Here is a 14,406-nt window from a genome sequence, read left to right on the forward strand (position 1 = left end):
TGTCTAACGACCCTTCTGTCGGACGATGCGGTTGCCGGCGTCGAGGCACTGTTCGACGTACCGGTCGGCGGCCGGACGCAGACGTGCCGCGTGCCGGTCGAAGAAGCTGGCCGCGGCGGTGCCGGGCCAGCGCTCGGGCAGCAGCGCCGGGGGCAGTTGCGGGTCCCGGAAGAGGAACGTACGCCACGCATGCACGAGTCGGAACCGCGTCGCGTACGCCTCCTCGTCGCTGCTACGCACGGTGACCGCCGCGAGCAGGGGGCGCTGGTCCGCGACGAACCGTTCGTAGGCGTGGCCGATCTCGGTCAGGTTCCACGCGCGCCGGACCACGCCCATCGCGCCGGGGGTGCCGGCGAAGTGGGCGGCGGTGAACCGCTCGAACCGGATGCCGGCCTCGGCGAGGAGCAGGTCCACGTCGTCGGCCGGTCGGGTGGCGACCCAGGTCTGCTCGTCGAGCGTGCCGTAGCCGAGGAAGCTCAGATTGGCGGCGAGCCGCTGCCTGTCCCGTCGGGAGCCGGGGGCCTCCAGCACCAGCAGATCGAATCGGCCGTCCCAGGTGACCCGGCCGGTCCGGTAGATCCGGGCCGCTGCCTCGTCGAGTCGTCGTGCTGCTTTCGGTGTGATCGAATATCCCGGCCCGGAGACCAACCGGAGAGGCTCGAGCCAACCCTGGCGCACCATCCGGGACACGGCGGTGCGAACGGCGGGCGGCGCGATTCCCAGCGGTGCCAGTAGCTTGACCAGGGCAGCGACCGGTGCCCGGCCACCCCTCGGACGGAGGTGGTCGCCGTACAGGTCGAAGAGTGCCGACCGTGCCTGCATGACCGCACATTGTGACAGGCCTTCTCAAGATAAGCTAGATGCTGTTACATCAATGCTGCTCCGGTTTGGGTCCGGCGGTGTTCATCAGGGAAAATCGTTGGTCGACGCCCCCGTGAGCGTTGCGGGTGGTCGTGACGAAGTGGCTGTGGGGCAACCCACCGACCCTGGTGTAGGTCTGAGGGGAGACAACATGGCGGCGATGAAGCCGCGGACGGGCGACGGTCCGCTGGAAGTCACCAAGGAGGGTCGGGGCATCGTCATGCGGGTCCCGCTGGAGGGCGGTGGCCGGCTCGTCGTCGAGATGACTCCCGACGAGGCCAACGCGCTCGGTGACGCGTTGAAGGCGGCGGCCGGCTGAGTAAGGAGTGGTCCGGGCGGCGCACGCCGCCCGGAGCGTTCTTTTGGACCCTGAGCCACCGGTGGTACCGGTGGCTCAGGGTCTTCATCGGTGCGGGTAGGCGGGTCCGGTTCCGCTCCGCGACACTTTTCTGGAGGTACGGTCCCGCGTGCTCGCCATCCGTCTGATCGCCGAGCCCGACCGGCTCGACGTCCTCGTCCTGCCTGTCCGTGCCGCCGATTCGGCCGAGCTCGTTCCGACCGCGGTGGCACCTCCGGACGGCACGGCCGACGAGGCCGCCGCGCTGGTGCCGGCGGCCCGACTGACCGGCCGGGCCGGCGAGATCCACACTCAGCTGCGCCCCGGGCGCACCCCCGGCCGGATGCTCCTGCTCGGGGTCGGCGACGGTGGCGAGGCGGCCTGGCGGACGGCCGGCGCCGCGGTGGCCCGCTCCACCACGGATGAGACGCATATCACCATCGCGTTGCCTCTCGGGGTGACTCCGGCCGCAGTCCGTGGGTTCACCGAGGGGCTGCTGCTCGCCTCGTACCGGTTCCGGATGACCGAGGCCGGCACCGCACCGACGCTCGACAGCGTCGACCTTCTGCTCGCCGACCCGACCGCGTTCGAGACCACCATCGCCACCGCCCGGACCACCGCGGCGATGACCCATCTCGCCCGTGACCTGACCAACACCCCCTCCTCGGTGAAGACGCCGCAGTGGTTCGCCGACCAGGTGGCCTCCGCCGCAGCCGACCTGCCGGACCTGCGACTGCGGGTCCGCGGGCCGGCCGAACTGGCCGACGAGGGCTTCGGCGGCATCCTCGCCGTGGGAGGCGGTTCGGCCAGCGGCCCCCGGCTCGTCGAGCTGGACTGGCACCCGGCCGACGCCCGTACCCACGTGGTGCTGGTCGGCAAGGGCATCACCTTCGACACCGGCGGCATCTCGATCAAGCCGGTGCCGGCGATGAAGCTGATGCGCAAGGACATGGCCGGCGCGGCCGCAGTCGTCGCCGCCACCCTCGGAGCGGCCGAACTGCGGCTGCCGGTCCGGATCACCACGTTGGCCCCGCTCGCCGAGAACATGGTCAGCGGCGCGGCGTTCCGGCCCGGCGACGTCATCCGGCACTACGGCGGGACGACAAGCGAGACGACCAACTCCGACGCCGAGGGCCGACTGGTCCTCGCCGACGCGTTGGCGTACGCGGTGCAGCAGCTCAAGCCGGACCTGCTGCTCGACCTCGCCACCCTCACCGGTGCCAACGCCGTGGCCCTGGGCAAGCGCACCGCCGCCCTGTACAGCGAGAACGACCAGCTGGCCGCGGACGTGCTGGCCGCAGCCGAGGCGGCCGGCGAGTCGGCGTGGCGGCTGCCCCTGCACACCGACTACGTGGAATACCTGGGCAGCGAGATCGCCGACCTCTACAGCGCCCCGGCGCAGGGTGCCGGTTCGGTGCTGGCCGCGCTCTACCTGCGCGAGTTCACCGGCGAACTACGGGACCGTTGGCTGCACCTGGACATGTCGGCCCCGTCCTGGGCCGACGGCGACCACGCCGAGGTCAGCCGGGGCGCAACCGGCTGGGGCGTCCGGTGGTTGCTGCGCTGGCTGGCCAGCGTCGACTGACCAGGTCAGCACTTCACCGCGGCGAGCAGCCCGTGCCCGACCGGGAGCAGCGCGGGAATCCAGTGCTCCGACTCCCGGACGGCCTTGATCGTCTCGCGGACCGTCACCGTCTCCGCGTCCCGAGCGGCCGGGTCACCGATCCGGCCGCTGGCGAGCACACCGTTGAGCGCGAGCACGCCCCCCGGGCGCAACAGCCGCAGCGCCGCCTCCACACAGGCATGGAAGCCGGTCGCCTCCGCGTCCACGAACACCAGGTCGTACGCGCCGTCGGCGAGCCGGGGCAGCACGTCGAGCGCACGACCGGTGATGATCCGTGTGCGCCCGGCCGCGAAGCCCGCCTCGGCGAAGATCCGTCGGGCGATCCGCTGGTGCTCCACCTCCACGTCGATGGTGGTGAGCACCCCGTCCGCGCGCATGCCGCGCAGCAACCAGACCCCGCTCACCCCGGTGCCGGTGCCGATCTCCACCACGGCGCGCGCGTTGCCGGCGGCGGCCAGCAGCCGCAGCGCCGCGCCCGCACCGGGGGTGACCGCGTCGAGGCCCACCTCCCGGGCCAGGCTGCGGGCGGTGCGCAGGACGAGATCCTCGGCGACGTACGACTCGGCGAACTGCTGAGCCTGGGCCGTCGAACTGCCGGAACCGGCGACCGTGGCGATGGGGCACCTCCGGGGCGGTGCGTGGTGCGGGGGCGGGTTGGCACTGTGAGCGTAGAGGCGACCGTCGTGGGGCGCAGCCGCGCCTCCGTCTGTAGCGATCACCGGGGCAACCGGTGACTCCACCGCGTACATCCGTGCAATCCTGGAGGCGGTATCCCGTCAGCCGCGACCGAACCGGCCCGTGGCCGGGCGACGCGGCGCGGGATCCGGGGACGGACTGGGAGGCACCGACGTGACCGACGGCTGGGACTGGCGCCGGGGCGGTGAGACTCCGGCGCGACCGCCCGGGGCGGGGAACCCTCCGGCCGGGCCGCCGACCACGCCGGAGGCGGGCAACGCGCCCGTCGTGCCGCCGGGCGGGCCGGCGTCGGGGTTTCCGCCGGTGGCCGGTGCGCCCTCGCCGAACTGGCCGGCACCGGGGCATCCGCCGGTGGCCGGTGTGCCGAACGCCGGGCCGCCGCCGAGCTGGCCGGCACCGACCGCAGGCGGGGTGCCCGGCCCGGCTGGGGCGTCGCCCTGGTGGTCGGACGCGCTCGCCGATCCATGGCGTGACCCGGCTGCGCCGACCGCAGTGGTGGTGCCCGGGCCGGTGGTGGCCGGCGCCGAGCCCGAGCCGGTCACCGATCCGGACGCGCCGGGCCGACCGACACTGCGCCACCTGCTGCTCATCCCCGTGATCACCGCCCTCCTGGCCGGCAGCCTCGGCGGGGCGCTGGGTTACGCGGTCGCGGTTCGTGGCGGTGCGGGTGGGGCGGTGCTCGGCGGTGCGCCGGCAGAGGTGCCGGCGCTGGCCCAGCGCAAGCCGGAGTCACTGGCCGGTGTCGCCGAACGTGTCCTGCCCAGCGTGGTCACCGTCCGGGTGAGCAGCCTCGGCGGGACCAGCGAGGGCTCCGGCTTCATCGCCACCGCCGACGGCCATGTGATCACCAACGACCATGTGGTGGCCGGCGGCAGCGGCAAGGCCTCGGTGGTCTTCAACGACGGCAGCAGCGCTCCGGCGACCATCGTCGGCCAGGACCCGGAGTCGGACATCGCCGTGATCAAGGTGAGTCGTCCGGGGTTGCAGGCGGTCGAGTTCGGCGACTCGGACGCCTTGGCCGTCGGTGACCCGGTGCTCGCCATCGGTTCACCGTTGTCGCTGGCCAACACGGTCACCGCCGGCATCGTCAGTGCTCTGGACCGGACGATGCAGGCGGGCGAGCCGGGCGGGCCGGTGCGCTACTACGCGGCCATCCAGACCGACGCCGCGGTCAACCACGGCAACTCGGGAGGCCCGTTGGTCGACGGTGCCGGGCGGGTGGTCGGAGTGAACTCCACCATCAAGTCGCTGGTCGCCGAGGGGCAGGAGGCGGGCAACATCGGTCTCGCGTTCGCCATCCCGATCAACCAGGCCAAGCGGGTGACCCAGGACATCATCGGCACCGGCAAGGCCCGGCGTACGGTGATCGGCGCCCGGGTGGACGGCCCGACCGGAGTTGTCGGGGGTGGCCTACGGCTGGCGGAGGTGGAGCCTTCCGGCCCGGCGGACGGCGCCGGGTTGAAGGTCGGCGACGTGATCCTCAAGATCAATGGGCGGCCGATGACCGAGCCGACCGACCTGACCGCGCTGGTGCGCAAGTACGCGCCGGGCTCGGTGGTGACCGTCGAGTTTCGGCGAGGCTCCGCGCGGCAGAACACCTCGGTGAGACTCGCTGCGGACGCGAAGTGAACAGCGGCTCACCCCTTGCCCGAACGCCGCCCGGCGTGCGTAGTCTTGCTGCTGACGCCGAGAGGAGGCCAACGGGATGCTCGACAACCTGAACTGGTGGGAGATCGGAGCGCTGCTGCTCCTGGCGCTGCTGATCTTCGGCGACCGGCTGCCCGCAGTCATCACCGACGGCCTGCGGTTGGTGCGCAACCTGCGCAACATGGCTCGCAACGCCACCGGCGACCTGAGTCGCGAGCTGGGCACCGACATCCAGCTGGAGGATCTGCACCCGAAGGCGTTCATCCGCAAGCACCTCCTCAGCGAGGAGGACGAGGCGGCGATCCGCAAGCCGTTGCAGGGCGTCTACGACAACCTCCGCGCCGACGTCGGCAGCGTGCACGACGACCTGAAGGACGTGGCCAACTCCGCGGACCTGCGCTCGGGCGGCTCCCGGTCCAGCACGGCCACCAGCAGCCCGTCGGCGCCAGCCCCCCGCGTCAGCTACGACGACGCCACCTGACCGACCCGCCACCTGACCGGGCCGCGCTCGGTCCGCGCGGCGACCTGCCGTCACCTCCTGGCTGGCCCCCGCGGGCACGAATCAGCCCGCCGGCCAACAGCGGCCGACGGGCTGACGGTGTTCGTGGCGGTCAGCGTCCAGCGGGCTTGAGACCGAGCGGCTTGCCGAGCAGCGACTCACGGCGTACCGCGAGCCGGTCGGCGATCGTGCCGAGTGCCTGCGCGGCCGGGGACTCCGGGGCGGCCAGCACGATCGGGTTGCCCGCGTCGCCGGCCTCGCGGACCCGGGTGTCCAGCGGGATCTGCCCGAGCAGCGGCACCTGGGCGCCGATGGTCCGGCTCAGCGACTCGGCGACGGCCTCACCACCGCCGGCACCGAAGATCTCCATCCGGGAGCCGTCCGGCAGCTCCAGCCAGGACATGTTCTCGATGACGCCGACCACGCGCTGGTGGGTCTGCAGGGCGATCGCCCCGGCGCGTTCCGCTACCTCGGCGGCGGCGGTCTGCGGGGTGGTGACGATCAGGATCTCCGAGTTGGGCAGCAACTGGGCCAGCGAGATGGCCACGTCACCGGTGCCCGGCGGCAGGTCCAGCAGGAGCACGTCCAGGTCGCCCCAGTAGACGTCGGCCAGGAACTGCTGCAACGCCCGGTGCAGCATCGGGCCGCGCCACACCACGGCGGCGTTGCCGGACGTGAACATGCCGATGGAGATCACCTTCACGCCGTGCGACTGCGGCGGCATGATCATGTCTTCGACCCGGGTGGGTCGGCCGTCCGCGCCGAGCATCCGGGGCACCGAGTGGCCGTAGATGTCCGCGTCGACCACGCCGACGGAGAGCCCACGCGCGGCGAGCGCCGCCGCCAGGTTGACCGTCACGCTGGACTTGCCGACGCCACCCTTGCCGCTGGCCACCGCGTACACCCGGGTACGCGAGCCGGGCTGGGCGAACGGGATGACCGGCTCCTCGGTGGCGCCACCGCCGCGCAGTTGCGACTGCAGCGACTGCCGCTGCTCGGGGGTCATCACCCCGAAGTCGATCTCCACGCCGGTGACGCCGGGCACCGCGGCGACGGCGGCGGTGATGTCGTTACGCAGCTTGTCCTTCAGCGGGCATCCGGCGACGGTGAGCAGCAGCTCGACGCGTACGACGCCGCTGGCAGCGATCGTGGCGGAGCGGACCATGCCCAGCTCGGTGATGGGCCGGCGGATCTCCGGGTCGTTGACGGTGGCCAGGGCGGCCTGGATCGCGTCCTCGACGGTGCTCACGGGTGCTGACATGCCCGCAATGCTACGTCGCGGGGCATCCCCTACCGCCGCTGCCCGGGGCGGTGTGAGCCAATCGATGGCCCGGTGGTCAGCCCTCCGACCGGCGCGGCCCGGTGCCGTCCGGCCGGCCGTCGCGGGTGAAGTCGCCGTCCAGGTCGTCGCGGGGTTCGTCCAGGCCGACACCGTCGGTCGGACGCTGGCCACGTCGCTCCTGCCGGCTGTCCTTCTCCTGCTGGCGGCGCTCCAGTCGTTGCCGGCGTTGCCCCGCCTCGTCCAGCTCCTCGGCCAGCCGGGCCAGCTCGGAGCGGAGGAAGTCTCGGGTGGCGACCTCACCCAGCGCGATCCGCAGCGCGGCGATCTCCCGAGCCAGGTACTCGGTGTCCGCCTTCTGCGCGGTGGCTCGCCGCCGGTCCTCCTCCAACGCCAACCGGTCCCGGTCGGCCTGCCGGTTCTGGGCCAGCAGGATCAGTGGTGCGGCGTAGCTGGCCTGCAACGACAGCACCAGGGTCAGGAACGTGAACGTGTACGGGTCGAAGCGCAGGTCCGCCGGGGCCAACGTGTTCCAGACGAACCAGATCGCGATCACCACCGTCATGACGACGATGAAGTTCGCGGTCCCCATGCCCCGGGCGATGCCCTCCGACCACCTACCGAACGCCTCCGCGTCGAAGCGGGGCAGCTTGATGCCCCGCGGCTCGCGTGGTTGGTCCAGCCGTTCGGTCCGCCGCTGCTCAGCCATCCGCGCCATCCAGCACAGGGTCGGTGGTGCCCGGGGCGGGCAGGGCGTCCCGGTCCCGCCAGTCCCGGGGCAGCGAGTGGTCCAGCACGTCGTCCACCGTCACCGCCCCGACCAGCCGGTTGTTCCGGTCGATCACCGGCATGGCGACCAGGTCGTAGGTGGCCATCCGACGGGTGATCTCCGGCAGCGGCGTGGTGGGGCGCAGCGGGTCGATGTCGTTGACCACCACCTTGCCCAGCAGGTCGGCGGGTGGTTCGCGCAGCAGCGCCTGGAAGTGCACCATGCCCAGGTAGCGGCCGGTCGGCGTGTTCTGCGGTGCCCGGGTCACGAAGACCTGCGCGGCGACGGCGGGGGACAGCTGCGGCTCCCGGATCCGGGCCAGCGCCTCGGCGACGGTGGCGTCCGGCGGCAGGATGACCGGCTCCGAGGTCATCACGCTGCCCGCCGTGCCGGGTGTGTATTTCAGCAGCTGACGCACCGGGTCGGCCTCGTCGGGCTCCATCAGGTCCAGGAGGACGTCCTGCTCCGGTGGGGGCAGCTCGTTGAGCAGGTCCGCGGCGTCGTCCGGGTCCATCTCCTCCAGGACGTCGGCAGCGCGCTCACGGTCGAGGGCGGCGAGGATCTCCACCTGGTCGTGCTCCGGCAGCTCGCTGAGCACGTCGGCCAGCCGCTCGTCGTCCAACGCGGCCGCCACCTCGTTGCGTCGCGCGTCGGGCAGGTCCTGCAACGCGTTGGCCAGGTCGGCGGGGCGCATGTCCTCCAGGACGGCGAGCAGGTTCGCCGTACCCCGGTTGTCGGCGATGCCGCTGAGCCCGCGCACCCGGTCCCATTCGACCTGGTGCAGGTGACCTCGGCGGCTGAGTCGACCGGTCTGCTCCCGTACGGCGACCCGGGTCAGTGACCACTCGCCGCCCCGGGAGCACTCCATGGCGACGTCCACGACCGCGCCGGGCTGGCCGCCCGGGTCCAGTTGCACCCGCCGGTCCAGCAGTTCCTGGAGCACCAGCAACTCGTTGGGGCGCTTCTCGAACCGGCGCAGGTTGAGGGTGCCGGAGCCCAGCACGACGGCGTCCGCGTCGATGGAGGTGATCCGGTTGATGGACAGGAAGATCCGACGACGCATCGGCATCTCCGCGACCAGGCCCACCACCTCCGGCGGACGTTTTGTCGCCCGGAGCCGTGCCACGGCGTCGCGGACCCGGCCCACCTGGTCACCGTTCGGATCGAAGACGGCGACTCCGGCGAGACGGGCGATGTAGACCCGGGTCGGCGTGCTCACGGGCACCAGCCTAAGCGCCTAGTGTTTATCAACATGTCGACCTTGGCCTACGAGATCGTGGACGTCTTCACCGACCGCCCCTTCGCCGGCAACCCGCTGGCTGTGGTGTTCGGCGCGGAAGGGCTGGCCACCGAGCAGATGCAGGCGCTCGCGCTGGAGTTCAACCTCTCCGAGACGGTGTTCGTGCTGCCACCGACCCAGGTCGGCGTCACCTACCGGGCCCGGATCTTCACTCCGGTGGAGGAGTTGCCGTTCGCCGGGCACCCGAGTGTCGGCGCGGCGGTCACCGCGAGCCGGCGGGGCATGTTCGGTGTGGGGCAGGTCACCCAGGAGTGCCATGCCGGGGTGCTGCCGATCGAGGTGACCGCCTCCGGGGCGACGCTGACCGGCGGCACACCGACCCTCGGGCCGGAGCTGGATCCGGAGCCGTTGCTGGAGATCGCCGGGCTGGCCGCGGAGGACCACGTCGGCCCAGCTCCACGCGTCGCCGGCTGTGGCCTGGAGTTCCCGTACCTGCCGGTGCGTCCGGAGGCGGTGGCCCGCGCCCAGGTGAACGTGGCGGCGGCGCAGCGGTACGGGGTGTCGCACGTCAGCGTCTTCTCCTGGGACGGGGACGCGCAAACCGCGCACGCCCGGGTCTTCGTGCCGGGGATCGGCATTCCGGAGGATCCGGCGACCGGCTCCGCGGCTCTCGGTCTCGGTGTCTGGCTGGTGGCGACGGGTCTGTTGCCGGGCGAGGGGCTGTCCCGTTACGCGGTCCGCCAGGGTGTGGAGATGAACCGTCCGTCGGCGCTGGCCTGCACGGTCACCGCGGCGAACGGCTCGGCGGTCGGCGCGACGGTCGCCGGCCAGGTGATGCCGGTGGCCCGGGGCGAGATCGCCGTCCCGCCGTTCGTTGGCTGATCCCAGACGTCGATGCGGGAGGATGCGAGGGTGACTGACGACGCGCACGGGTCGACGCCGCTGGTCGACGAGGCGATGAAGAAGGCCGCAGTGGCCTGGGTGAGCGTCTCGGGCGGGCCGGCGCTGGCGCTCTGGTGCGCTCCACTCGAGGGCGCGCTCCTGGTGGTCAGTGGGCCGGGTGAGCAGGCGGCGCCGGGTCTGGCCGACGCGAGCGAGGCGCAGGTCTCCCTGCGTGGCGACCACGGTGGTCGGATCGTCACCTGGTCGGCGAGGGTGAGCCGGGTGCAGCCGGGCACCGAGGAGTGGGACACCATCGCGCCGTTGGTGGCGGCGAAGCGCCTCAACGCGCCCGGGCCGACCGCCGACCTGGTGGCCCGCTGGGCCGCCGAGGGGTGCGCGGTGAACCGGCTCGCTCCGGCGGGAACGCCGCTGGCCGGCACGGACCTGCCCGCCGACGCTCAGGCCGAGCCGCCTCGGGCCACCCCGGCGGTGCGGGCCACGCGCAAGCCGTTTCGCCTGCACCGGGTCCGTCGTCGCTGATCGGCTCGTCACGCCGCCCGGCCGCCGACCCCCACCACCTCGGCGTCGGTGTCGGTGTCGACGAGGGCCAGCACCTCGCCCAGGGTGCCGAGCGTGGGCCCGTGCCAGTCCAGGTCGGCGTTGAACACCATGTGCGTGGCCAGGTCCGGTGCGGCGAGCCGGACGGCGGTCATCCCGGCCCGCTCGGCGCCGGTCAACTCCTGGCTGCCGCCGTCACCGACGTACAGGCAGTCGCCGGGGGCCAGCCCGAGTCGCTGGCATGCGGTCAGGTAGAGCGCCGGATCCGGTTTGCACCGTCCGACCTGCACCGAGAAGACCCGCACGTCGAGCAGGGGGGCGACGGCGAGCTGTGGCAGGAAGGCCGGCAGTTCGTGCGTACAGTCGCTGATCACGCCGGTGCGCAGGCCGCGCTGGCGTAGGGCCGCGAGCACCGGCACGGCGTCGGCCCGCAGACAGGTGTCCGCGCGGACCGCCCGATGTCGGGACGCCACGGCCGCCCGCACCGCATGGTCACTGGGGTGTACGCCGGCCTGGGCGCACACCCAGCGCAGGGTCGCCTCCGCGTTGCCGAGCAGACCGGTGGCCCGTTCGTAGTAGGTGCGGTCCAGCACCTCGGTCAACGTGTCGGTGTGACAGCCGAGCAGTTCGGCGGTGCCGGCGTGCGCGACACCGCGCTGCACCGAACGGGTCAGGGTGCCGAAGAAGTCGAACAGCACCGCCTGGTAGGTGGGCATGGGGAGCGCCTCCAGGCGGTCGAGGGTCGCCGGCGCCGACCCGTGTGATCGTAACGGAGTGATGACCCTCCGTGCTGACCGTCATACGTGTGAGGATTACGTCCCGTGCCCCCACCTTCACACCGGCCATCCCTGGACCCGCTGACCACCGGCGCGGTCGGCCTGGCCGTGGTCGCGGTGTCGTCGTCCGCGCCGCTGATCGCGTACGCCGCCGCGCCCGCACTGGCCATCGCGTTCTGGCGCAACCTGCTCGCGGTTGCCGTGCTGAGCCCGTTCTCGCTGGCCCGGCGTCGTGCCGAGTTCCGTCGGCTCACCACCGGCGTGGGCCGCCGGGAGGGCCTGTTCTGCGTCCTGTCCGGGGTCGCGCTGGCCGGTCACTTCGCCACCTGGGTGCCGAGCGCCCAGCTCACCACCGTCGCCACGTCCACCGCGCTGGTGGCCACCCAGCCGGTCTGGCAGGGGCTGATCGCCCGCGCCCAGGGGCGTCGGCTGCCCCGGATCGTGTGGATCGGCATCGCGGTGGCGGTCGGCGGGGCGGCGGTCGCCACCGGAGTGGACGTGGGTGTCTCCGGCCGGGCCGTTCTCGGCGACGTGCTGGCGCTGGCCGGCGCCATGTTCGCCGCCGTCTACACCGCCTTCGGCGAACGGGCCCGGACCAGCATCAGCACCACCACGTACACCACCATCTGCTACGGGATCTGCGCGCTGATCCTGCTGGTCATGTGCCTGGTCGGCGGCGTACGACTGACCGGGTTCGACGGGCGCACCTGGCTGGCCATCCTGGCCCTGGTGGTCGGCGCCCAACTGCTCGGGCACTCGATGTTCAACTACGCCCTGCAGAAGATCCCGGCGACCACGGTGAGCGTGCTGATCCTGCTGGAGGCGCCCGGCGCGGCCCTGCTCGGATGGGCCTGGCTGGGGCAGGTTCCCCGCCCGTACGCGCTGCTGGGGATGGCGTTGCTGCTGGCCGGTGTGGCGGTGGTGGTGCTCGGCGGCCGTCGGACCGCACCGACCGCGCTGCCGACCGATCCGACTCCGCTCGACGACTGATCGCACGACGTGAGGAATCTGGGCGCTGGTTCCCTCCGTGGCGGGTCCGCCCGGCGTCTGTCTCGGTGAGGAGGGCGATCCGTTGACGACTGAGGACCGCACCCGGGACGGCTTCGCCGACTTCGTCCGGGCCGAGACCGCCGGGCTGACCCGGCTCGCGTACCTGTTGACCGGTGACCGGCACCATGCCGAGGACCTGGTCCAGGTGGCGCTGGCTCGGGTCGCGGTGCGCTGGGAGCGGGTCGCCGAGCCGCACGCCTACCTGCGTCGGGTGCTCTGCACCCAGGCGGCCAGTTGGTGGCGCTGGCGGCGGGCCCGCCCACCGGAGCGGCTGGGCGGGGTGGTGCCGGAACGACCCGACCCGGGTGACGACGCCGACGTCCGGCTGGTGCTGTGGACGGCGTTGGCCCGGCTGACCGTGCGGCAGCGTGCGGTTCTCGTGTTGCGCTACTACGAGGACCGCACCGAGACCGAGACGGCCGCACTGCTCGGCTGCCGGGTCGGCACCGTGAAGAGTCAGACCCGGCACGCCCTGGGTCGGCTGCGGGTGCTCGCCCCCGAGTTGGCCGAACTCGTCGGCCAGAGCCCGCAGGAGGTGACCGCCCGATGACCGCCCGACTCTCCGAGGCGCTGCGTCGCCTCGCCGCCGACGTGCCACCGGCGCGCGTACCGGACGGGCTCTTCGACGCGGCGCGGACCCGGCACCGTCGTCGCCGGGCCGTCGTCGCCGGCACGCTCGCCGTCCTGGTCCTGCTCCTCGGCACCGGGTACGCGCTGCACCCGGTGGCCCTGCCCCTGCCGGCCGGCCCGCGTCACGACACCCCCGGCCTGCCCACCAAGCTCGTCGACCCGCCGCTGCGGACCGCCTCGGTGGGCTACTCGGCACCGGGCGCGGCGGCGATGCTCTTCGGTGGTCCCGCGGTGCGCACCAACTGGTTCGAGACCCGGATGGGTGTGGTGGCCGCCGACGACGACCGCTACCGCGTGCTGGACGGCGATCAGGCCGTCGCGGGTTTCGAGGCGTCGCTCTCCCCGGACGGCCGGTACGCCTGGGTGGGCGATTCCCTGCTCGATCTGAAGTCCGGTAAGACCGTCCCGGACCGCCCGGACGGCTACCCGCTCGCCTTCGCGCCGAACGGGAAACGCCTGGTCTACGCCAACGACGACATCACGTTCACGTCCCCGAACACCTACCGCACCCCGTACGTGGGTGTCTACGACCGGGATCGCGGGGTGGACGTGCTGCGGGTGCCGCTCAGCACCGCCTGGATCCCGCCGGGGCGTACGGCCGCGATGTCCCCGGGCGGCGGCGATCTCGCCCTCCAGATCCGCGACGAGGTCTGGCTGGTCCGGGTGGACGACGCGGGCGCGGATCGGGTCGCCGAGCCGTACCGGAAGCTGCCGCTGGCCGGTGGGCGGCTCGCCGGGGCCGGTTCCTGGCTGCCGGATGGCCGCTCGGTGGCCGTCCTGGAGCGTTCTGCCTGCACCGACTGTCCGGTGCCGTCCTACCGGCGCACCTGGACGGTGGCTTTGCGGTCCAGTGTCGACGGCAGCCCGGTGGCCGGCGCGGCGTTCCCGCCGCTGCGCTCCCGCTCGTTCGTGCAACTGCTCGGCTGGCGCTCGGCCGACGAGGCGGTCGCGTTGGTCGGCGTGCCGGGTCCGGAGGCGGTGGACCTCCCGGAGGACCACGACACCGCCTGGGGGCCGTATCACGAGCCCGGCACGGAGGCGGTGGAGCTCGTGACGCTGCGCCGGGGCGCCGCCGCGCCGGAGGTCCTCTTCCGGACCCCGGAGGGCATCACCGCGCTGTCGGTCGCCGCCGACCTCGCGATCGCCGGGGCGGTACGCGAATCTGGCCGCCCCCACTACGGGCCGCCGCCGTTCTGGGCGCTCGTGGTGGGGTTCGTCCTGGCCGCTCTCGTCACCCGGCCGGTGTTGGCGATGCTCCGTCGTTGGCGTGACCGGGGACGGGCTCGTGCACCTCGATGACCCGGGTGGTCGGTGCGGACCCGCCCAGCGTGCTCCGCAGGGCCGCCCGGTCCGGGTCGGCGAGGAACGACTCGTACCCGGCCCGGGAGTCGAACCGGATCACCTGCACCTCGGTCTGGCCGTCGGTGCCGTGCAGCCGCCGGTCGAGGTGGCCGCCGTGTCGTGCGAGCAGGGCCAGCACGGCGTCCTCGTAACGCTGTCCGGCCGTCTCGGCGCCCGCGGCGAACTCGACGATCGCGACGAGTGTCAGCATGGCGGC

General features: G+C 72.8%; 16 protein-coding genes. 9 read left to right on the plus strand and 7 right to left on the minus strand.

Going from position 1 to position 14,406, the window contains the following annotated elements; all coding sequences use genetic code 11:
* Positions 1-3 precede the first annotated feature (3 nt).
* Complete coding sequence (locus tag ABGB10_RS13555) at positions 4-822, minus strand: PaaX family transcriptional regulator C-terminal domain-containing protein (RefSeq protein ID WP_347661238.1); 819 nt, start codon at positions 820-822, stop codon at positions 4-6.
* Positions 823-1,012: 190 nt separating this feature from the next.
* Here ABGB10_RS13555 and ABGB10_RS13560 point away from each other — a divergent pair, with 190 nt between their 5' ends.
* Together ABGB10_RS13560 and ABGB10_RS13565 are read left to right on the plus strand one after the other, a co-directional pair.
* Positions 1,013-1,180, plus strand: a complete 168-nt coding sequence (locus ABGB10_RS13560) for a DUF3117 domain-containing protein (RefSeq protein WP_007455245.1) — start codon at positions 1,013-1,015, stop codon at positions 1,178-1,180.
* A 148-nt stretch (positions 1,181-1,328) separates the two neighbouring features.
* Positions 1,329-2,783 (plus strand): leucyl aminopeptidase family protein, encoded by a 1,455-nt coding sequence (locus ABGB10_RS13565; protein WP_347661239.1) that lies wholly within the window; start codon positions 1,329-1,331, stop codon positions 2,781-2,783.
* A gap of 5 nt (positions 2,784-2,788) precedes the next feature.
* Here ABGB10_RS13565 and ABGB10_RS13570 read toward each other — a convergent pair whose 3' ends face one another.
* Positions 2,789-3,439, minus strand: a complete 651-nt coding sequence (locus ABGB10_RS13570; RefSeq protein WP_278142148.1) for an O-methyltransferase — start codon at positions 3,437-3,439, stop codon at positions 2,789-2,791.
* A gap of 439 nt (positions 3,440-3,878) precedes the next feature.
* Between ABGB10_RS13570 and ABGB10_RS13575 the strand changes: the two genes are divergently transcribed.
* Together ABGB10_RS13575 and ABGB10_RS13580 are read left to right on the plus strand one after the other, a co-directional pair.
* Positions 3,879-5,147, plus strand: coding sequence for a trypsin-like peptidase domain-containing protein (locus ABGB10_RS13575; protein ID WP_347661454.1), 1,269 nt, complete (start codon positions 3,879-3,881; stop codon positions 5,145-5,147).
* A 76-nt stretch (positions 5,148-5,223) separates the two neighbouring features.
* Positions 5,224-5,646 carry a preprotein translocase subunit TatB gene (locus ABGB10_RS13580; RefSeq protein WP_347661240.1) on the plus strand — a complete coding sequence of 141 codons (423 nt, stop codon included), beginning with the start codon at positions 5,224-5,226 and terminating at the stop codon, positions 5,644-5,646.
* A gap of 130 nt (positions 5,647-5,776) precedes the next feature.
* Here ABGB10_RS13580 and ABGB10_RS13585 read toward each other — a convergent pair whose 3' ends face one another.
* The 3 genes from ABGB10_RS13585 to ABGB10_RS13595 all read right to left on the minus strand — a co-directional run bounded on the left by ABGB10_RS13585 (position 5,777) and on the right by ABGB10_RS13595 (position 8,931).
* Positions 5,777-6,925, minus strand: coding sequence for an Mrp/NBP35 family ATP-binding protein (locus ABGB10_RS13585; protein ID WP_347661241.1), 1,149 nt, complete (start codon positions 6,923-6,925; stop codon positions 5,777-5,779).
* Positions 6,926-7,001: 76 nt separating this feature from the next.
* A complete protein-coding gene (locus tag ABGB10_RS13590) occupies positions 7,002-7,652 on the minus strand; it encodes a DUF1003 domain-containing protein (protein WP_347661455.1) in 651 nt (216 codons plus the stop codon).
* Positions 7,645-8,931, minus strand: a complete 1,287-nt coding sequence (locus ABGB10_RS13595; protein ID WP_347661242.1) for a CBS domain-containing protein — start codon at positions 8,929-8,931, stop codon at positions 7,645-7,647. Before ABGB10_RS13595 ends, ABGB10_RS13590 begins: the two co-directional genes overlap by 8 nt.
* A gap of 33 nt (positions 8,932-8,964) precedes the next feature.
* On the opposite strand from ABGB10_RS13595, the gene ABGB10_RS13600 reads away from it, so the two are divergent.
* Together ABGB10_RS13600 and ABGB10_RS13605 are read left to right on the plus strand one after the other, a co-directional pair.
* The gene (locus ABGB10_RS13600) at positions 8,965-9,834 is read left to right on the plus strand and encodes a PhzF family phenazine biosynthesis protein (protein WP_347661243.1); all 870 of its coding nucleotides are present in this window, start codon (positions 8,965-8,967) and stop codon (positions 9,832-9,834) included.
* A 12-nt stretch (positions 9,835-9,846) separates the two neighbouring features.
* Positions 9,847-10,374: a hypothetical protein gene (locus ABGB10_RS13605; protein ID WP_347661244.1), complete on the plus strand. Its 528-nt coding sequence runs from the start codon at positions 9,847-9,849 to the stop codon at positions 10,372-10,374.
* Positions 10,375-10,382: 8 nt separating this feature from the next.
* On the opposite strand, the gene ABGB10_RS13610 is transcribed toward ABGB10_RS13605, so the two are convergent.
* Positions 10,383-11,108 carry an HAD family hydrolase gene (locus ABGB10_RS13610; RefSeq protein ID WP_347661245.1) on the minus strand — a complete coding sequence of 242 codons (726 nt, stop codon included), beginning with the start codon at positions 11,106-11,108 and terminating at the stop codon, positions 10,383-10,385.
* A gap of 105 nt (positions 11,109-11,213) precedes the next feature.
* Here ABGB10_RS13610 and ABGB10_RS13615 point away from each other — a divergent pair, with 105 nt between their 5' ends.
* From ABGB10_RS13615 to ABGB10_RS13625, 3 genes are all read left to right on the plus strand, one after another.
* Positions 11,214-12,158 (plus strand): DMT family transporter, encoded by a 945-nt coding sequence (locus ABGB10_RS13615; RefSeq protein ID WP_347661246.1) that lies wholly within the window; start codon positions 11,214-11,216, stop codon positions 12,156-12,158.
* A gap of 82 nt (positions 12,159-12,240) precedes the next feature.
* Positions 12,241-12,768 (plus strand): SigE family RNA polymerase sigma factor, encoded by a 528-nt coding sequence (locus ABGB10_RS13620; protein WP_347661247.1) that lies wholly within the window; start codon positions 12,241-12,243, stop codon positions 12,766-12,768.
* On the plus strand, positions 12,765-14,147 hold the full coding sequence (locus tag ABGB10_RS13625; RefSeq protein WP_347661248.1) for a hypothetical protein: 1,383 nt from the start codon (positions 12,765-12,767) through the stop codon (positions 14,145-14,147). The genes ABGB10_RS13620 and ABGB10_RS13625 overlap by 4 nt, the downstream gene beginning before the upstream one ends.
* On the opposite strand, the gene ABGB10_RS13630 is transcribed toward ABGB10_RS13625, so the two are convergent.
* A complete protein-coding gene (locus tag ABGB10_RS13630) occupies positions 14,080-14,400 on the minus strand; it encodes a hypothetical protein (RefSeq protein ID WP_347661249.1) in 321 nt (106 codons plus the stop codon). The genes ABGB10_RS13625 and ABGB10_RS13630 overlap by 68 nt on opposite strands.
* Positions 14,401-14,406: the final 6 nt, after the last annotated feature.

Origin of the sequence: Micromonospora sp. B9E7 (assembly GCF_039871815.1) — a bacterium.
In the GTDB taxonomy this organism is placed as follows: Bacteria; Actinomycetota; Actinomycetes; order Mycobacteriales; family Micromonosporaceae; genus Micromonospora.